At 68.0% G+C, this 17,829-nt stretch carries 17 protein-coding genes and 1 pseudogene; 9 read left to right on the top strand and 9 right to left on the bottom strand.

Features of this window, described 5'->3' with window-relative positions; genetic code table 11:
• Window positions 1-4: 4 nt before the first annotated feature.
• From ACFWFP_RS21025 to ACFWFP_RS21055, 7 genes are all read left to right on the top strand, one after another.
• Window positions 5-787: an enoyl-CoA hydratase gene (locus ACFWFP_RS21025; RefSeq protein ID WP_379297462.1), complete on the top strand. Its 783-nt coding sequence runs from the start codon at window positions 5-7 to the stop codon at window positions 785-787.
• 41 nt (window positions 788-828) lie between these two features.
• Window positions 829-1,317, top strand: a complete 489-nt coding sequence (locus tag ACFWFP_RS21030; protein WP_379297464.1) for a hypothetical protein — start codon at window positions 829-831, stop codon at window positions 1,315-1,317.
• A gap of 237 nt (window positions 1,318-1,554) precedes the next feature.
• On the top strand, window positions 1,555-2,931 hold the full coding sequence (locus tag ACFWFP_RS21035) for an ABC transporter substrate-binding protein (protein WP_379297466.1): 1,377 nt from the start codon (window positions 1,555-1,557) through the stop codon (window positions 2,929-2,931).
• Window positions 2,931-5,051 (top strand): ABC transporter permease, encoded by a 2,121-nt coding sequence (locus tag ACFWFP_RS21040; protein ID WP_379297468.1) that lies wholly within the window; start codon window positions 2,931-2,933, stop codon window positions 5,049-5,051. The genes ACFWFP_RS21035 and ACFWFP_RS21040 overlap by 1 nt, the downstream gene beginning before the upstream one ends.
• Complete coding sequence (locus tag ACFWFP_RS21045; RefSeq protein ID WP_379297470.1) at window positions 5,029-5,742, top strand: ABC transporter ATP-binding protein; 714 nt, start codon at window positions 5,029-5,031, stop codon at window positions 5,740-5,742. Before ACFWFP_RS21040 ends, ACFWFP_RS21045 begins: the two co-directional genes overlap by 23 nt.
• Window positions 5,739-6,443: an ABC transporter ATP-binding protein gene (locus tag ACFWFP_RS21050; RefSeq protein ID WP_379297472.1), complete on the top strand. Its 705-nt coding sequence runs from the start codon at window positions 5,739-5,741 to the stop codon at window positions 6,441-6,443. The genes ACFWFP_RS21045 and ACFWFP_RS21050 overlap by 4 nt, the downstream gene beginning before the upstream one ends.
• Window positions 6,443-6,811, top strand: a complete 369-nt coding sequence (locus ACFWFP_RS21055; RefSeq protein ID WP_379297474.1) for a hypothetical protein — start codon at window positions 6,443-6,445, stop codon at window positions 6,809-6,811. Before ACFWFP_RS21050 ends, ACFWFP_RS21055 begins: the two co-directional genes overlap by 1 nt.
• A gap of 116 nt (window positions 6,812-6,927) precedes the next feature.
• On the opposite strand, the pseudogene ACFWFP_RS21060 reads toward ACFWFP_RS21055, so the two are convergent.
• The 9 genes and pseudogenes from ACFWFP_RS21060 to ACFWFP_RS21100 all read right to left on the bottom strand — a co-directional run.
• Window positions 6,928-7,767, bottom strand: a pseudogene (locus ACFWFP_RS21060) (NAD(P)-dependent oxidoreductase); the annotation flags it as partial.
• Window positions 7,746-8,558 (bottom strand): NAD(P)-dependent oxidoreductase, encoded by an 813-nt coding sequence (locus ACFWFP_RS21065; RefSeq protein WP_379297476.1) that lies wholly within the window; start codon window positions 8,556-8,558, stop codon window positions 7,746-7,748. The pseudogene ACFWFP_RS21060 and the gene ACFWFP_RS21065, both read right to left, overlap by 22 nt.
• Before the next feature lie 28 nt (window positions 8,559-8,586).
• Window positions 8,587-9,090 (bottom strand): DoxX family protein, encoded by a 504-nt coding sequence (locus ACFWFP_RS21070; protein ID WP_379297478.1) that lies wholly within the window; start codon window positions 9,088-9,090, stop codon window positions 8,587-8,589.
• Between the two features lie 45 nt (window positions 9,091-9,135).
• Window positions 9,136-10,794, bottom strand: coding sequence for an OB-fold domain-containing protein (locus tag ACFWFP_RS21075; protein ID WP_379297480.1), 1,659 nt, complete (start codon window positions 10,792-10,794; stop codon window positions 9,136-9,138).
• Between the two features lie 8 nt (window positions 10,795-10,802).
• Window positions 10,803-12,164, bottom strand: coding sequence for a cytochrome P450 (locus ACFWFP_RS21080; protein WP_379297482.1), 1,362 nt, complete (start codon window positions 12,162-12,164; stop codon window positions 10,803-10,805).
• A gap of 12 nt (window positions 12,165-12,176) precedes the next feature.
• Window positions 12,177-12,368 (bottom strand): ferredoxin, encoded by a 192-nt coding sequence (locus ACFWFP_RS21085; protein ID WP_379297484.1) that lies wholly within the window; start codon window positions 12,366-12,368, stop codon window positions 12,177-12,179.
• A gap of 14 nt (window positions 12,369-12,382) precedes the next feature.
• A complete protein-coding gene (locus ACFWFP_RS21090; RefSeq protein WP_379297486.1) occupies window positions 12,383-13,243 on the bottom strand; it encodes a mycofactocin-coupled SDR family oxidoreductase in 861 nt (286 codons plus the stop codon).
• 68 nt (window positions 13,244-13,311) lie between these two features.
• On the bottom strand, window positions 13,312-14,016 hold the full coding sequence (locus tag ACFWFP_RS21095; protein ID WP_379297488.1) for an SDR family NAD(P)-dependent oxidoreductase: 705 nt from the start codon (window positions 14,014-14,016) through the stop codon (window positions 13,312-13,314).
• Window positions 14,013-14,819 (bottom strand): TauD/TfdA dioxygenase family protein, encoded by an 807-nt coding sequence (locus tag ACFWFP_RS21100; RefSeq protein ID WP_379297490.1) that lies wholly within the window; start codon window positions 14,817-14,819, stop codon window positions 14,013-14,015. The genes ACFWFP_RS21095 and ACFWFP_RS21100 overlap by 4 nt, the downstream gene beginning before the upstream one ends.
• 197 nt (window positions 14,820-15,016) lie before the next feature.
• Here ACFWFP_RS21100 and ACFWFP_RS21105 point away from each other — a divergent pair, with 197 nt between their 5' ends.
• Both ACFWFP_RS21105 and ACFWFP_RS21110 read left to right on the top strand, forming a co-directional pair.
• Entirely contained in the window at window positions 15,017-16,534 is a 1,518-nt protein-coding gene (locus ACFWFP_RS21105; RefSeq protein WP_379297492.1) for an aldehyde dehydrogenase family protein, read from the top strand.
• Window positions 16,534-17,739 carry a CaiB/BaiF CoA transferase family protein gene (locus ACFWFP_RS21110; protein WP_379297494.1) on the top strand — a complete coding sequence of 402 codons (1,206 nt, stop codon included), beginning with the start codon at window positions 16,534-16,536 and terminating at the stop codon, window positions 17,737-17,739. Before ACFWFP_RS21105 ends, ACFWFP_RS21110 begins: the two co-directional genes overlap by 1 nt.
• The last annotated feature ends 90 nt before the right edge of the window (window positions 17,740-17,829 follow it).

Consider the following 17,829-nt stretch of genomic DNA (forward strand, 5'->3'; position numbering starts at 1 on the left):
CGCTGTGTACATCCGCTACGAGGTCGCCGACAAGATCGCGACCATCACCCTGGATCGGCCGGAGGCGGCCAACGCCCAGAACTCGGACCTGCTCGACGAACTCGATGGCGCGTGGACCCGCGCGGCCCAAGACCCCGAGGTCGCGGTGATCGTGTTGCGCGGCGAGGGCAAGCACTTCTCGGCCGGTCACGATCTGAAGGATCGCTGGCCTTCGCCGCAGGACATCACGCTGGAGTGGATCTACCAGAACGAGAGCCGCCGCTACCTCGAGTACTCGCTGCGCTGGCGCAATGTGCCCAAGCCGTCCATCGCCGCGGTTCAGGGGCGGTGCATCGCCGGGGGACTGCTGCTGTGCTGGCCGTGCGATCTGATCGTGGCCGCCGATGACGCGCTGTTCTCCGATCCGGTGGTGCTGATGGGTATCGGCGGCGTCGAATACCACGGGCACACCTGGGAACTCGGCGCGCGCAAGGCCAAGGAGATCCTGTTCACCGGGCGCGCGGTGACCGCGACCGAGGCCGAGCAGGTCGGCATGGTGAACACGGTGGTGCCGCGCGCGGAGCTCGACGAGCAGACCCGTGCGCTGGCCACCCGGATCGCCGCCATGCCGTCGTTCGGTTTGCGGCAGGCCAAACGCGCGGTCAACCAGACACTCGACGTCCAGGGCTTCTACGCCGCCATTCAGTCCGTCTTCGACGTGCACTCGACCGGTCACGGGAACGCGTTGAGCGTGAACGGCTTTCCGATCCTGATGGCGCTGGACGAGATGAAACAGAAGATCGAGTGATCCGTCGCTCATGAAGAGAGGTACCACCAATGCGAAATACTATGCGCCGCAAGGCAATGGCCTGTTGTGGCCTCGTGGCGATCGCCCTCGTCACGGTCACCGGCTGCGGCTCCGACGACGAGGCTTCGAGTAGTTCGTCGACCACGTCGGCGGTCACCTCGTCGGCCAAGGCGGCGGCGACCGACCCGGCGGCGGTCAAGTCCATCACCGATGCCTATGTGCTGTTCTTCGACGGCAAGGCGGGGGCCGACAAGAAGGTCGCGGTGGTCGAGAAGGGCACCGAGTTCGCCCCGTTGCTGCAGGCGCAAGCGGCCAACCCGCAGGCCCAGAGCACCTCGGTCACCGTGGGCGGGGTGAAGCTGATCGACGCGGACAACGCCGACGTCACCTATTCACTGCTCATGAACGGCACTCCGGTGCTGCCCGACCAGACCGGTCAGGCGGTGCGTGAGGGCGGGCAGTGGAAGGTGGCCGCGGCTACCTACTGCGCGTTGATGGCGATTCAGGGCGGTACCTCGCCTGCGTGTTGAGGTAGCCGAAACAGTGTGGCGCTCAGTGGTTTTCCGCTGGGCGCCACACCTGTGTGTGGGCCCCGCGCAGGGCTGCGCGACAGCGTCACCGAAGGACGCTACAGATCTTTCGCCAAAGGGTTAACTTTATTCTCTTTGAGTGAGAAGATGATTTCCGAAATGGAGAGCGTCGACCTCAGACGCTTCGTTCGATGAGGAGCAGGGCTCGGCCGCCGAGCTTGTGTCAGGAGGACATCGGTGAGATCGCAGCGAGTACTGGTCGCCTTGATGGCGACCGCGTTGCTGGTGGCGGGCTGTAGCGGCCGCACCGGCAGTGGCGTCGAAGAGGCCGCGGTACCGGGCGGCAAGGCGGTGACGAGCGACTTCGGTGATCTGAGTGGCGTCTGTCAGTCCGGCAAGTCGACGAGTGCGCCGACGCAGGGCGTCACCGCCGGGCAGATCGAAGTCGGCGTGTTCACCGATATGGGCTTCACCAAGAACCCCGAATTGGTCGACGCCGCCAAGGTCTTCACGTCCTGGTGCAACGACAACGGCGGAATCAACGGTCGCAAGCTGGCCTTCAATGTCCGTGACGCGAAACTGCTCGAGGTCCGCGCGCGCATGCTGGAAGCCTGCCGCGAGGACTTCGCGCTGGTCGGCGGCTCCGCCGCACTCGATGCCCTCGGCGTCAAGGATCGGCTCACGTGCACGCTGCCCGAGTTCCCGTCGCAGGTGAGTCAGGCCGAGAACACCGGTTCCGATCTCCAGGTGGGATCCGGTGCCTCCTCCGCGCGCCCCTATGACACCTACGCGGGCATGCACCAGTGGCTGTTCAAGGAGGCATACCCGGCGTCGGCGGCCGCTGTCGGCATCATCGTGGCCGACTCGCCGGTGGTGAAGTCGATGGCCGACCGCTACGGGGAGTCGCTGCCCGCCGAGGGCGCGACCCTGATCTACAACGACCTCTATCCGGCCGCCGGCGTCTCGGATTGGACGCCGTACGCGCAGTCCATCAAGGCCAAGGGCGTGAAGGGCCTGATCTTCCTCGGTGATTTCCGCAGCCTCGCCAAGCTCGAGGATGTGCTCACCAGCATGGACTACAAGCTGGACTGGGTCGACGTCACCAGCAACGCCTATAACCCCGCGTTCCTCGAGCTCGCCCGCACGTCGCTGGGCGCGCAGAACAACTTCGCCGACCTGTCGGGGACCGTGCCGCTGGAATCGGCGGCCAGCGTCCCGGCGGTGCAGCGGGCCAAGGATCTGTTCGCCCAGTACTCGCCCGACGGGAAACTGACCTACAACGGGCTGCGCTCGCTGGTGCAGTGGCTGCTGTTCGCGAAGGCGGCTTCGAGCTGCGGCGACAACCTCACCCGCACCTGCGTGGTGGAGGCCGCCCGTAAAGAAACAGCGTGGACCGCCGGTGGTTTGCAGGCGCCTGCCGACATGTCGACCCACATCGTGCCGCCCAAGTGCTTCAACGTGATGAAGGCGACCGCGCAGGGCTGGACGAACGCGGACTTCAAGCCCGACACCGGGCCGTTCCGCTGCGACATGAAGCCCTACGTCTACACCAAGGAATACGGCCGCCCGCTGACGCTGGCCGACGTCGGCAAGAGCATGAGCGACGTCAAATAATGGAGCAGTTCATCGCTTTCGGCATCGTCGGGCTCAGCACCGCCGCGATCTACGCCATCATCGGCAGCGGCCTGGTTCTGACCTTCACCACGACCGGTGTCTTCAATTTCGCGCACGGCGCGGCGGGCATGGTCTCGGCCTTCGTGTACTGGCAGTTCACCGTGGGCTGGGGCGTGCCGACGCCGATCGCGGTCGCCCTGGTGTTGCTGGTGTTCGCGCCACTGTTCGGGTTGGCGTTCGCGCAGGCGCTGGCGCCGACCCAGGGTCTGGGCGATGCCGAGAAACTCGTCATGACGGTGGCGTTGCTCAGCGGCCTGATGCTCACCGCGCGCTGGATCTGGAATCCGGACGTGGCGCGCACGCTGCCGCGGTTCTTCGCCGACCAACCACCGCTGCACCTGGGTTCGGTGACGATCACCTGGCATCAGGCATTGACCATGGTGGTGGCCGTCGTGGTGGCCATCGCCCTGCGAATCCTGCTGTACCGCACCAGAACCGGTGCGGAGATGCGCGCCACCGTCGACGACCGGGCACTGGTCGGGCTCACCGGTGCCGACCCGCAGCGCGCCAACCGGGTGGCCTGGATGCTCGGCATCGAGTTGGCGGCCGTCGGCGGCATCCTCATCGCGCCGATGGTGGCCCTCGACGCGGCGCAGCTGTCGTTGCTGATCGTCAGCGCCTACAGTGCGGCGATCTTCGGACGGCTGCGCAGCCTGCCGATGACCTTTCTCGGTGCGATCGTCGTCGGCTGCCTGGAGAGCTATCTCACCGGGTATCTGCCACAGAACGAGTATCTGCCCGGACTGCGGCTGGCCGCGCCCGCGCTGCTGCTGCTCGTCGCGCTGCTGCTGTTCCCGCACGGACGGCTGCGGGGCCGCGATCGGCGGTTGAGCCCGGTGCCGCTGCCGAGCGTGCGTGGTTCGGCGATGTTCGCGGTCGTCGTCGCGGTGGTCGGGCTCATGCTCGCCACCGTGCTCAGCGAAGCGGATCTGATCAGCTACGGCCTGATCTTCGCCTTCGGGGTGATCGCGTTGTCGTTCGTTCCCCTCGCCGGTTTCGCCGGCCAGATCTCGCTGTGCCAGTTGAGCATCGCCGGGATCGGCGCCGTCGTCTACGCGCATCTGGGCGCCGACGGCCAATGGTGGGCGTTGCTCGCCGCCATGGCGATCGCGGGCGTCGTCGGCGCGCTGATCGCCCTACCGGCGCTGCGTTTGTCCGGGGTCTACCTCGCGCTCGCCACGGCCGCGTTCGCGGTGGTGCTCGACCGCTGGATCTTCACCCTGCCCTCGTTCGAGGTGTTCGGGGTGCGGATCGCCCTGTTCGACCAGGGCTCGGTGGATCTGGTCGGGCCCAGCCTGTTCGGCATGCAGTTGACCAGTACCGCACAGATCACCGTTTTCGCGGCGATCGTGCTCGGGCTGGCCGGATTCGCGGTGGCGATGCTGCGACGCAGCAGGCTCGGCCGGCGGTTGATCGCCCTGCGCGACAGCGAGGCCGCCTACGCGACCCTCGGCGGAAACCTGCTGGCGGCCAAGATGCTGGTGTTCTCACTGTCGGCGGCGATCGCCGGACTCGGCGGGGCGCTCTACGGCATGCAGCTGCGGTCGGTGACCGCCGAGCAGTTCGGTTTCGTGGCGGGCCTGCCGATCTTCCTGATCGTGGTCATCGCCGGGCTCGGCGCGGTCGGCAGCGGATTGTTCACCGGCGCTGTCTATTCGGGGCCGCTCAACGCGATTCCCGTGTTGTTCCCGGCGCTGACCAATCTCGTCCATGTGCTGCCCGCCCTCGGTGGTATCGCCTTCAGCGGCGGGTTCCTCGGCCAGGGCGCCTTGGCGCAGATCCGTCGCGAATGGGCTGCGGCACTGCGTGATCGGGTCGTGATGGCGGTACTGCTCGGTGGGTTGGCGTTGCTGTGGGCGTTGCGCCTCGGCGATGTCATCAATGGCTACGTGTTCACCGCGGGTGCGCTGATCGCGGCCATCGTGGTGCCGCGCTGGGCGAATCGGCGCCACCGTCCCCCCACACCGGCGCAGGTGCCCGTCGAATGGCTCGGCATCGATCGGGCGTGGACCACAGCAGACAAGGAGATGCTCGATCGTGGGATCGCTACTCGAAGTTGAGCAGGTCACGGTGACCTTCGGCGGTCACCGCGCCCTGGACAAGGCCGGGCTCTGCGCCGAGGCGGGCAAGGTGACCGGCCTGATCGGCCCGAACGGCGCGGGCAAGAGCACCCTGTTCGACGTGATCTGCGGATTGCGGCGACCGGTGACCGGCCGGGTCACGATGAACGGCCGCGATGTCACCCGGCTCGGGCCCGCCCGCCGGGCCGGGCACGGGATGGCGCGGACCTTTCAGCGGCTGGAACTGTTCGGCCGCTTGAGCGTTCGCGACAACCTGCTGGTCGCCGCGGAACTCGGGCGCCACCGGCGCGACGCGGCCGGGATCGTCGACGGGCTCCTCGACAGACTCGGACTGGACGAGGTCGCCGACACCGCCGCCGACGATCTGCCGACCGGCACCGGCCGGCTGGTCGAGGTGGGCCGGGCGATGGCCGCCCGGCCCAGCGTGGTCCTGCTCGACGAGCCGGCGGCCGGCCTCGACCACACCGAAACCGAGCGGTTCGCCGCGCTGTTGCGGTCGCTGGCCGCCGACGGTGTCGCGGTGCTGCTCGTCGAGCACGATATGGGCCTGGTCATGAATGTCTGCGACCAGCTCTATGTGCTCGACCTCGGCGCGATCATCAGTTCCGGGCCGCCCGAGGTGATCCGCCGTGACGCCGCCGTACTCGCCGCCTACCTGGGAGAAGGATGACCTCGTCACTGGAATTACACGGTGTCCGCGCGGCCTACGACGCGATCACGGTGCTGCACGGTGTCGACCTGCGGGTCGGCGCCGGCGAGGTGGTCGCCCTGCTCGGTCCCAACGGGGCGGGTAAGACCACCACCCTGCGGGTCGCGGCCGGGGTGCGTGCGGTCACCGCGGGCCGACTGGTCCTCGGTGGCCGAGACGTCACCGGGGCCGACCCCCGCGATCTGGCGGCCGCCGGGGTCTGCCTGATCCCCGAGGGCCGCGGCGTGTTCCCCAACCTGTCGGTCCGCGACAACCTGCTGATGATGACCTTTACCGGCAAGACCCACGCCGAGATCGAAGAAGTGGCGTACAGCCGATTTCCGATTCTCGCCCAACGCGCCGACCAGATCGCAGGCACGATGTCGGGCGGCGAACAGCAGATGCTCGCGCTCGCACGGGGATTGGCCACCGATCCGGCCGTGCTGCTGCTCGACGAACTGTCCATGGGCCTGGCCCCGCTGGTGGTCGAGCGGCTCTACGAACAGGTCGGTGAGATCGCCCGCCAAGGCGTGGCGGTACTGGTCGTCGAGCAGTTCGCCGCCGCCGTCCTCGACATCGCCGACCACGCGGCCGTGCTGGTGCGCGGCCGCATCGAATACCAGGGGCCCGCCGACGGCGAACTCCGCCGCGAACTGGCCAACCTCTACCTAGGAAGTCACTGATGACCGAAACACGTGCCGACCGCTTCGCCCGCGAACTGGCCGAATTGAAGATCCCCGATCCCGCCTCGGGCCGGGGAAGTCTGTGGTTGCGCCTCGGCGCGACCGCGATGGTGGCGGGCCCGGCGCTCGCCGTGGTGGCCTACTTCTTGGCGCACAACACCTCCGATCCGCTCGCCCAGCGCGACGCACTGGCGCTCGCCCTCGTCGGGGTGGCGCTCAGTGTCGTCGGCGCGGCGCTGTTCGTCCGCTACTCACTCACCGGTGTGCTGCGATTTTGGATGGCACGCCAGTCCTACGATCTGAACCAGCTCGGTGACCGCCTGTCGGAGAACCGAATTCAACTGGACGACGCAGCGTCCGTGGCGTGATGAGCGCCTGATCGAGATCGGGATCGCCCCCACATGAGGGCGATCTCGATCCAGGTCACACACAGCGCAATTGCGTTCACGCGCAGAGCAGTTCGGTCACGCGCTGCGCAACTCGGTCACAGGATGCGCGGGGTATCGAGGAATTGCGCGTCGATCGCGGTGTCGAGCGCACCCATGGTCGCGCCGAGTTCGGCGGCCAGCGTCCGCACCGTGGCGACATCCTTGCGGAGGAACTCACCGACCGCGGCATGGAACGCGGCCACCGAACCCTTCGCCGCCACACTGGCGGCGGCGCGACTGGCTCCGCTGGCCTGCTGGAGCGCGGACAGCAGGGTCGCCTCGTCGACGCCGAGTTCGGTGGCCAGCTGCACGGCTTCGGTGATCAGGCCGAGCTGGGCCGCGAACAGCGCGTTGTTGACCAGCTTCACGCGCTGACCCGTGCCGAGTGGACCCACCGAAAGCACCGGGTCCGCGTAGCACCGCAGTACCGGAAGAGCGCGGGCGACAGCGTCTTCGGCGCCGCCGGCGAACACGGTGAGGGTGCCCGCGTCGATATCGGGTGGCCCGCCACTGACCGGCGCGTCGACCACCCCGATGCCGGAGGAATTGGCTTGCGCGGCAATGTCGTCGGCGGTTCGCGGGCTACCGGTGGTGTGCACGATGAGCACCGACCCGCCGGGCATGCTCGCCAGCAGCGGAGTATCGAGGCACACCGCGCGGACCTGGTCGTCGCTGAACACACATACCACGACGGCGTCCGCCCCGGTGCCGACCGCGGCCGTGAACGACACGGGCTCGGCACCCAACTCGGTGATCCGTCGGCGCGCGTCGCCGGATCGGCCGAGCGCGCGCACCTCGTGCCCCGCCGCCACGAGACGGCGCACCATCGGAGCGCCCATCCGCCCCACCCCGATGAACCCGATCCGCAAGGCGGTCATCGCGGATGGCCGATGAGGCTCAGTGTCTCGTCGGCCGCGGTCAGCGCGACACCGGTCTCGGCGTCGGCCCCGGTGGCGAGTTCGGCGAGCAGCCCGACGTCCTTGCGCAGGGTGTGCCCGGCGTGCTCGCCGATCCGCGCCAGCGTGCCGGCCAGGATACGACCGAGGGCGAAGCTGTTCGCCGACCCGTTCGCGATCACCTCGCCGAGCTTGGCCTGGTCGACTCCCAGATCACGGCCGAGCGCCAGCGTGCTCGCCGCGGTCGCGAGATTCGCGGTGAACAGCAGATTGTTGAGCAGCTTGGTGACCTGGCCCGCCCCGGTATCGCCCAGGTGCACCACCGGATCGGCGTAGGTGCCGAACACCGGCCTGCACCGGTCGACCGCCTCGACCGGGCCACCGGCCATGACGAGCAATCGCCCCTGGGCGACCGCGGGCGCACCGCCGCTGACCGCGGCATCGATCAACGTAACGCCCTGTGCCGCAGCGAGTTCGGCGAGCTCACGGCAGGTGTCGGGATGAATAGTGCTGTGCACGGCCACGATCGCGCCCGGCGCGAGTCCGCCGAACACGCCGTCCTCGCCGGACAGGACCTCACGGATGTCGGCGTCGTTGCCCACGCACAAACAGACCAGGTCGCTGGCCTGCGCGAGGGCGCGCGGGGTGGGCGCGATCTCGGCCGCGGTCTCGGCGAACTGCTCGAGTGTGGCGGGTCTGCGTGCCCACAGGGTGGTCCGATACCCGGCCGCCACGATTCGCTGCGCCATCGGCGCACCTTGACTACCCAACCCGATGAATCCGATGCGCATCAACGCACCTCCTATTCGACTATGCCGCTCACGCAGCAGGTTCGGGCCGCGGGCGCCAGAACAGCGCGAGCAGTCCCGTGGTCGACGCCACGGCGGCGCCGAGTGCGATGACGCCCCCGGCCCAGCCGGTGACAGTGATTCCGGCGGCGTGATCGATCGACAGGCGACCCGGGCCGGTGAAGGCCAGCGCCAGCGCGACCACCGCCAGGACGAGTACGTACTCGTACCCCTCCTTGAAGACGAAGAATCCGTTCGCGCGGTGCGCGAGCAGCCCGGCGACGAGCATCACCGCGATCACCGCCGCGCAGGCCAACGGTGTGGCAAGGCCGAGGATCAGCAGCACGCCCGCCCCGATCTCGGCGACCACACTCGCCCACGCCTGCAAGACACCGTTGCGCAGGCCGAGGCCGGCGAACCAGCGGGCCGTGCCCGCGATCCGGCCGCCACCGAGCCAATGATTGAGTCCGTGCGCGATCATCGTGGCGCCGACGACGAGCCGGATCAGAGTCGGCGCTACCTCGGTGACATCCATGGGTTCACCTCCTGAGCCACGACAGGGTGGCTCGGTCGAATCGGGTCAGTTGTCGCTGGTCAGCAGGAGGACACCGCTCGGCGTCAGCCCGCCGCTGCTGGTCACCGCGACCCGCGCGCCCTCGACCTGGCGGGGGCCCGCCTCGCCGCGCAATTGGCTGACGGCCTCGTGCAACAGCCCCATGCCGTGGGTGCGGCCGTGGGAGAGCTGGCCGCCGTGGGTGTTGAGCGGGAGCAGCCCGTCGCGCGCGATGTTCTTGCCGCCGTCGAGGAAGTCCTTGGCTTCGCCGATTCCGCAGAAGCCGAGGGCTTCGATCCAGGACAGGCAGTTGAAGGTGAATCCGTCGTAGAGTTCGGCGACGTCGACGTCGGTGGGGCGCAGCGAGGTACGCGACCACAGGTGCGCGGCCTGGCCCAGGACCTGTGGTTCATGGGTCAGGGTGCTCTGGTCCCATTCGATCCGTTCGAGGATCTGGGTACCGACCGCGGCGACCCGCACCGGCGGCTTGGCCAGATCCGGGGTCGTGTCGATCGCCGAGATCAGCACGGCGACCGCGCCGTCACAGGGAACATCGCAGTCGTAGAGCCCGAACGGGGTGGTGACCGGTCTGGCGTCGAGGTAGTGCGGCATCGTCAGGGGTTCGCGATAGACCGCCGTCGGATTCAGCTCGGCGTTGGCGCGCTGGTTCAGTGCGATCCAGCCGAGCGTTTCCCTGGTGGTGCCGTAGCGATGGAAATGCCGTTGGGCGTTCTGCGCCAACGTATGCGCGGCCGAGGTGGCGCCGAAGGGCATCATCCAACTGGTGGTCCGGCCGCCCGTCGGCGTGATCTTGCCGGTGCGCAGGAGTTCGTTGTACGTCGCCTCCCAGACGGTGCGGAAGCACAGCACGTGCCTGGCCAACCCGCCGGCGACGGCCAGCATCGCCGCTATCACCGACCCGCCGGGACCGAAGGTCTCGAAACCGCCGTTGTACCAGGTCGGTCGCAGACCCAGCGCGGCCTCGAGCGCGGTCACGCCGCCCTCGCCGAAACCGCCGACATTGCCGCCGCCGGGATAGGTCGACAGGCCGTCGATGTCGGCCATGGTGAGCCCGGCATCGGCGACCGCCCGCTCGCAGGCCGCGATCGTCAGCGACAGCGGCGAAACCATCAGCCGCCGACCGATATCCGACATCCCGATCCCGGTGATGGCGACCTTGTCCTCGAACTTGTCCCGGCCGATCATCGGCCGCACGTGCTCGCCGAACCGGTGCGGTTCGATCTCGTCGGCAGGCAGGGGCGCGGGTTCGAGCTGTTCGGCGGTCGGCCGGAACAGCGGCAACCACACATCCGCGTCCTGTTCGAACACGACCTCCATCCGCATCCCCAGCACCAGGTCGGCCGGATCGCAGCCCACCACATTGGTGGTGAGCCGGACCCGGGGATCCTCCTCGACCGCGACCTGGGCCACCACATACGGCGCGGGTAGCCCCGGCACGCTGAACCGCTGGTTGACGGTGAAGCCGACCAGGGTGGCGAAGCCGGAGACCTCCCGGACGCCGACGGTGTGCCCGTGGCAGTACCGGCACACCGGCTGTGGTGGATGGATCAGGGCCGCGCACGAACCACACTCCTGGATCCGCAGGCGCCCGTCGGCGCCTGCGGTCCAGAAGAATTCGTTCTCCGCGGTCACCAGGGGCAGGGGCCGCCCCGATGCCTCGGCCATCTCGTTCCTCACTGTGTACTGGCGTCCCGCTGGGCTGTGACGGGTGCCGCGAGTTGCTGTTCGTCACAGATCGTCTGGAGTTTCGCCAGTGTCTCCTCGAGTCCGGCTCCCAGCCGCACGCCCGGGGTGAACGTCGCCGGGAGGTGCCGCATGCCCTGAATGACGCCGATGGTGTCGTAGTGCACCGTGGTCTCGGGATCGCACCGATAGTCGGGCATCCGGTCGAGAACGGCGAGCAGCATGCGCTTGAACACGGTGCGCGCCACGTTCGAGCCGATGCACCGGTGGATGCCGAGCCCGAAACTGTAGTGCCGGTTACGCCGCCGGTCCAGGATCACCTCGTTGGGATCGTCGAAGACCGCCGGATCCCGATTGGCCATCGCCCACGACAGCCACACCCGATCGCCTTCCTTGAACTCGGTGCCGACGACCTCGCAATCCTCGGCGATCGTGCGCCCGTCACCCGGTGCAGGCGTGTAGTAGCGCAGGAATTCCTCGGTGGCGGAATCGAGGAGATCGTCGCGCTCGCGGCTCAGTGTCGCGCGCTGGTCCGGGTTCTCCGAGAGCCATTCCAGGGCGTGCGCGGTGAGCGCGGTCGTGGTGTCGAAGCCGCCGCCGATGAGCAGGCCGAGCATGCCCAGCATTTCCATATCGGGGAGCGGCTCGCCGTTCATCGTCGCGTTGTTGATCGCGTTGATCAGGCCGGGCCGGGGGTTCTCCCTGATCTCGAACAGATTCTGCAGCAGATCGATGCCCATCGTCCGATGCATTTCCGCGACCCGCGGATACTCCGGTGAATCCGGTGGTGTGTACACCGACGCGTGTGCGGGCTCGTTGTAGATCGTCCATTTGGCGAGCGGGATACCCAGCATGCCCAGGGTCAGCACCGCGGGCACGATATTGGCCAGCTCGTCGACGAAATCGATCCGCCCCGACTCGATCTTCTCGTCGAGCGCGGCGCGCACGATCTCGTCGATGAACGGGATCCAGCGAGCCACGGCGGCGGGGGAGAGGTACGGATTCAGCGCCGCGCGCACCTCGCGATGCTCCGGCTCGTCCATTTCCAGAATGCCGCCCCGAACACCGCTCGCCCGTGGGGCTTTCGGGATGGAGATGCCCTTGTAGCCGCGCCGGACCCCGGCCGTGTCGTGGTCGTTGGAGATGTGCGGGCAGCGCGCGAGTTCGAAGACCTCGCGGTTGCCCGCCGCGACCCAGTGCCCGTCGTGGGTGTCGGTCCAGGCGATCGGGCACTGCTCATGCATGGCTTCGGTGGTCGCGACGAATTGGTCCCGATATTCGGGGGTCATTCTGTCGAACGAGAAATTCGGTTTCTTGCGTGTGTCGTCGGTCGCCACGTCGTCGACGCTCATGGCGGTGTCCTCTCAGGAAATATCGATGGCGCGTTCCGGGCAGGAGTGGGCTGCTTCACGCACCTGCTCCTCCTCGTCGGGCGCGACGGTCTCACTGACCGGCGACGAGTGACCGTCGAACTCGCTCAGCTCGAATGATCGGGGAGCGGTCATCGCGCACAGCGTGTGGCCTTGGCAGCGCGCTGAATCGACTCGAACCTTCACGGCGGGAATTCCTTTCAGGCGTGGTAGTCGTACCACTTCAGGTATCCGCCCGCGTCCACCCGCAATTGGCTGCCGGTGACGAAACGGGACTCGTCGGAGGCCAGGAACAACACCGCGTCGCTGATGTCCTCGGGCTCGACATACGGAACCGGCATGGCCTGCATGGTGTGGAAGGCGGGTTCGGCGTCCGCGCGGGTCGGACTCGCGAGATCGGGGCGGAACGAGCGGTACATCGGCTCGCTCTGCAACATCGGGGTGTTGCAGTTGGTGGGGTGGATAACGTTGGCGCGGATCTTCTTCGGGGCGATGTGAGTGGCGAGTTCGTGCACCACCATCGACAGCGCGCGCTTGGCGACCATGTACGCGACGCCGCCGGGATCCTTGCCCGGCTGGTCCACCTTGGTGGTGTCCATCAGCGCGGCCAGCGACCCGGTGGCGATGATCGACGCGCCGGCCTGCAGATGCGGCAGCGCGGCATGGATGGCGTTGAGCACGCCGACCAGGTTGGTGTCGAGCACATCGGTCCAGGCTTGCCACTGCGGCTCGCCCTTCATCCCGGCGATCCCGGCCTGGGCCACGACGATGTCGAGGCGTCCCAGTTCCTGTACTCCGTGCGCGACCGCGTCACGCATCTGCGCGGCATCGCGCACATCGGCCTGGACGGTGACGATGCGCCGCCCGGACTTCTCGACCAGTCGCGCCGTTTCGTCCAGATCTTCGGGACGCGAGAGCGGGTACCCGATGGTGTCGATGTCCTGGCAGATATCGACGGCGATGATGTCGGCGCCCTCGGCGGCCAGACGCACCGCATGACTGCGGCCCTGGCCTCGTGCGGCTCCGGTGATAAAGGCGACCTTGCCCTCGACACGTCCCACGGGAATTTCCTTTCGATATGTGCGGAGCCCACCGGAAGGTGGCGGGCCCGTTGTCTGGATCGGTACGGCTAGGTGTTGCGGCCGCCGTTGACGCCGAGGATCTGCCCGGTGATGTACCCGGCGCTCTCGGAGATCAGGAACGCGCACGCCGCGGCGATGTCCTCGGGTTGGCCCACCCGCCGCACGGGGGTGCGCTGGATGTGGTCGTCGATCGTGCCGCCGAGCAGCTTGGCCGCCTCCGCTTTGCGCAGCATCGGGGTGTCGATGAAGCCGGGCGGGACGGCGTTGACGGTGATCCCGGCCGGACCGAGTTCGAGCGCCAGCGATTTCGTCAGCCCGTTCACCGCGGACTTGGCCGCGACGTAGTGCGACATGAAGGGCTGACCCGAATGCGTGCTCGACGAGGAGATGTTCACGATGCGACCCCACCCGGCCTCGAGCATGTCGGGCAGCACCGCCTGGACGCAGTGGTAGACGCCGTTGAGGTTGACGTCGATCACCCGCTGCCACTGCGCGAAGTCGATTTTGGTGAAGCGCCCCGTACCGTCCAGGCCCGCGGCGTTCACCAGGATCGTCACGGGGCCGAGCTGGGTGCGGATCGCGGCGAAGGTTGCGCCCACCTGCTCGGGGTCGGAAACGTCGGCGGTGTGGGCGAATTGGGTATCGGTCGGGCGCAGATCGAGCGTCGCCACGTGATACCCGTCGGCCTGGAGCCGTTGTGCGACAGCGAGACCGATACCGGAGCCGCCGCCGGTGACCACCGCGGTCTTCACGCCCAGGCCTCCTCGCCCGCGAGGGTGGTCCGGTGCAGTTCGCGTTCGGAGGACGCCTGATAGGGCAGCGCCCGATGCAGGATTCCGGTGTTGTCCCAGATCACCAGGTCGCCGACGGTCCAGTCGTGGGTGTAGCCGAAGCGATCCTGGGTCGACCAGGCGAGCAGCTCGTCGAGCAGCGCCCGGCTCTCCGCGGGATCCATGCCGACGATGTGATCGGCGGTGGCGCCGATCACCAGCGATTTACGACCGTCCGCGCGCTCCCAGACCAGGGCCGTCTCGTGGCTCGGCTGGGTACGCCAGTCCGCGACCTGTTCGGGGGTCGGGTCCGGATGCACCAGGCGCTGGGACGCCTCGAAGCTGTGCACCACGCGCAGACCTTCGTAGCGCTTGCGGTCGGCTTCGGGGAGGTTCTCGTAGGCGGCGTAGGTGCTGGCGAACTGGGTGCCGCCACCTTCCATGGCGACGTGCCGGGCCGTGAGCACGGTGGCCTTGGCAGGCACCTCGTTGGTGGTGTCGTCGATATGCCAGAAGAACGTGCCTTCCAGGTATTTGGCCGCCCGGTTCTTCGCGGGATCGAGAGTGATCGTGAAGATCTCCCGGCCGCCCGGCGCCAACACCGTGCCCAGCTCGCGGCAGAACGCGAGTTGAGCTTCGTCATCGAGGTGCAGACCGCGCACGACCAGCACACCGCGCCATTTCAGTGCCTCGAGGCACCGGCTGACCACCGTGTCGTCGTGCAGATCGGCGACGCCGGTGACTTCCACCCCGATCGCGGGACGCAGCGCTGTAGTGTGGATCACAAGAATCTCCCTTCCAGTTGCGAGAACCGTACTCTCGCTGAGGTTTCCTCCGCAAGGCCTGATGTCCGTCTTTCGGCGAACGGGTTGCCGGTGATCGCGGTGTCGGTCGCCGTATTCGGCTGATGCGAGCCCTTGCGTTGGATATAGTGTTCTCTTGCAGTGAGAATCACATTTCCAACGCTCAGCGAGGAGACGGGATGTCATCCCAGGACACGGACTCGATCGGCGCGTCCGCGCCGACCACGGCAGTCACCAAGCGGTTGCTGATAGACGGACAGCTGGTCGAGGCGGAACAGACCTTCGCCTCGCTCAATCCCGCGACCGGCGAGGTGTACGGCTACGCGCCGGAAGCCACGCTCGAACAGACCGAGGCGGCCATCGCCGCCGCCCGTCGAGCCTTCGACACGACCAGCTGGTCGACCGACGCGGCCTTGCGGGCTCGCTGCCTGGACCAACTCCATCGGGCACTGCTCGACAACGTGGAGGACCTGCGCGAGCTCACCATCGCCGAGGTCGGCGCCACCCGGCGGCTCACCCACGGCAACCAGCTCGACTTCCCGATCGAGATCGCTCGCTTCTACGCCGACCTGCTGCCCGAGTACTCGTTGACCGAGGAACTGAGCGAGCTCGAGATCCGCGGGGAGCGCCACCGGCGCTGGATCGAGAAGGAAGCCGCCGGTGTCGTTTCGGCGATCGTGGCCTACAACTACCCGCATCAGCTGGCCCTGGCCAAGCTCATGCCCGCCCTGGCCGCGGGCTGCACGGTGGTGCTCAAAGCCGCCCCCGACACGCCGCTGGCCACGCTCGCCCTCGGTGAGCTGATCGCCGAGCACACCGATATCCCGCCCGGCGTGGTGAATGTGTTGTCCGCCGCCGACGTCGAGATCGGCAAGCTGATGACCACCCACCCCGACGTGGACCTGATCACCTTCACCGGCTCCACCCCGGTCGGGCGCCAGATCATGGCGGCGGCGAGCGAATCGCTCAAGCGGGTCTTCCTCGAGCTGGGCGGCAAATCCGCCATGGTCCTGCTCGACGACGCCGACTTCGCCACCACGGCCGTGTTCGCCGCGTTCACCATCTGCACCCACGCGGGACAGGGCTGCGCGCTCACCTCCCGGCTGCTGGTGCCACGTGCCCGCCACGACGAGATCGTCGAGCTGGTCGTCACCAATCTCGGCTGGGTGAGCAGTGGGGATCCGAGTGACCCGAAAACCTATATGGGACCGCTGATCAGCGCCAAGCAGCGCGACAAGGTGCACGGCCTGGTCGAGCGCGCGGTCGCCGCCGGCGCCACGTTGGTCACCGGCGGTACGAAGGTCGATCCGGGCTTCTTCTACGCGCCGACCCTGCTCGCCGGCGTCGATCCCGACAGCGAGATCGCGCAGGAGGAGGTCTTCGGCCCGGTACTCGTCGTGATCCCCTACGACGATGACGACGACGCGGTGCGCATCGCCAACAATTCGATCTACGGCCTGTCCGGTGCGGTGTTCAGCGCCGATCCCGAGCGCGCGCTCGGGATCGCCCGGCGCATCCGCAGCGGAACGTTCAGCATCAACGGCGGTAACTACTTCCAGCCGGACGCTCCCTTCGGTGGATTCAAGCAGTCGGGGATCGGCCGCGAAAGCGGTGTCGCCGGGCTGGAGGAATTCCTGGAGAGCAAGACCTACGCCGCGGTCGTCGGCTTGAGCGACGCGTCGGGCGGTGCCGAGTAGTGGGGCCGCTGGAAGGAATTCGCGTTCTCGAGGTCGCGATGTACGGGTTCGTGCCGTCGGCGGGCGCGGTCCTGGCCGACTGGGGCGCCGATGTGATCAAGGTCGAACACGCGGTCACTGGCGATCCGCAACGCGGCCTTCGACAGATCGGCCGGATGCGGGTCGAGGGTGACCCCAATCCCAATGTCGAACATGCCAATCGGGGCAAGCGCAGCATCGGCGTCGACATGTCGGTGCCCGAGGGGCGCGCGGTGATCCACGACCTCGCCCGCGAGGCCGACGTGTTCCTCACCAGCTTCCTGCCGCAGGCGCGCACCAAATTCGGGATCGACGTGGACGACATCCGCGCGGTGAACCCGAAGATCGTCTACGCGCGCGGCAGTGCGCTCGGCCCGCGCGGCGCGGAGTCCGACAAGGGCGGGTTCGACATGACCGCCTTCTGGTGCCGCGGCTCGGTCGCCGCCACCATCACCCCGCCGGGCACCGAGGGCATGGTCTCGCCCCCGGGGCCCGCCTTCGGCGACACCATCTCGGGGACAAACCTCGCGGGTGGGATCGCGGCGGCGCTGCTCAAACGGGAACGCACCGGCGAACCGTCGGTGGTCGATGTCTCGCTGCTCGGGAGCGGGCTGTGGGCGATGGGCCACACCATCGCGCTCTCGGCCCATCTCGGTGAGCCGATGGTGGCGCCGGTACCGGGCGCCCATGGCGCGCCGAGCAATCCGCTCTCGGGTCTGTACGCCACCGCCGACGGCCGCTACCTGTCGCTGGTGATGTTGCAGCCGGCGAAGTTCTGGGCCGACGTGTGTAGCCACATCGACCGTCCCGAACTCGCGACCGACCCCCGTTTCGGGACCTCCGCCGACATCGCGGCCAATACCCAGGAGGCCGTGGCGATCCTGCGCGAGGCGTTCGCGAGCCGGACCCTCGCCGAATGGACCGAGCGCCTGGGAACGCTGTCGGGGCCCTGGGCACCGGTCCAGGACAGCCTGCAGGTCGGCTCAGACCCGCAGATCAGGGCCAACGAGTACCTGATTCGCGCCGGTGAGCTCGAATTGGTCGCCAATCCGGTGCAATTCGACGTCACCGCACCCGAACTGGCCCCCGGCCCCGAGTTCGCCGCCCAGACCGAGGAGATCCTCCTGGGTCTCGGGCTGGACTGGGAGCGGGTCATCGCCCTCAAAACCGCGGGCGCGATCACCTGAGATCTGCCCACGATCATGAAAAGCTCCGGCGGGCACCCACAGTGGGTGCCCGCCGGAGCTTTTCTGTTCGGCCCGGCAGTGTCGCGGACG

This window comes from Nocardia sp. NPDC060249, assembly GCF_042728755.1.
Lineage (GTDB): Bacteria > Actinomycetota > Actinomycetes > Mycobacteriales > Mycobacteriaceae > Nocardia.

Bases quoted from the DNA above. Each gene is read 5' to 3' on its own strand.
- ACFWFP_RS21070 (WP_379297478.1), bottom strand. From the start codon at position 9,090: ATGGATGTCACCGAGGTAGCGCCGACTCTGATCCGGCTCGTCGTCGGC.
- ACFWFP_RS21080 (WP_379297482.1), bottom strand. From the start codon at position 12,164: ATGAGCGTCGACGACGTGGCGACCGACGACACACGCAAGAAACCGAAT.
- ACFWFP_RS21055 (WP_379297474.1), top strand. From the start codon at position 6,443: ATGACCGAAACACGTGCCGACCGCTTCGCCCGCGAACTGGCCGAATTG.
- ACFWFP_RS21050 (WP_379297472.1), top strand. From the start codon at position 5,739: ATGACCTCGTCACTGGAATTACACGGTGTCCGCGCGGCCTACGACGCG.
- ACFWFP_RS21105 (WP_379297492.1), top strand. From the start codon at position 15,017: ATGTCATCCCAGGACACGGACTCGATCGGCGCGTCCGCGCCGACCACG.
- ACFWFP_RS21040 (WP_379297468.1), top strand. From the start codon at position 2,931: ATGGAGCAGTTCATCGCTTTCGGCATCGTCGGGCTCAGCACCGCCGCG.
- ACFWFP_RS21065 (WP_379297476.1), bottom strand. From the start codon at position 8,558: ATGCGCATCGGATTCATCGGGTTGGGTAGTCAAGGTGCGCCGATGGCG.
- ACFWFP_RS21030 (WP_379297464.1), top strand. From the start codon at position 829: ATGCGCCGCAAGGCAATGGCCTGTTGTGGCCTCGTGGCGATCGCCCTC.
- ACFWFP_RS21075 (WP_379297480.1), bottom strand. From the start codon at position 10,794: ATGGCCGAGGCATCGGGGCGGCCCCTGCCCCTGGTGACCGCGGAGAAC.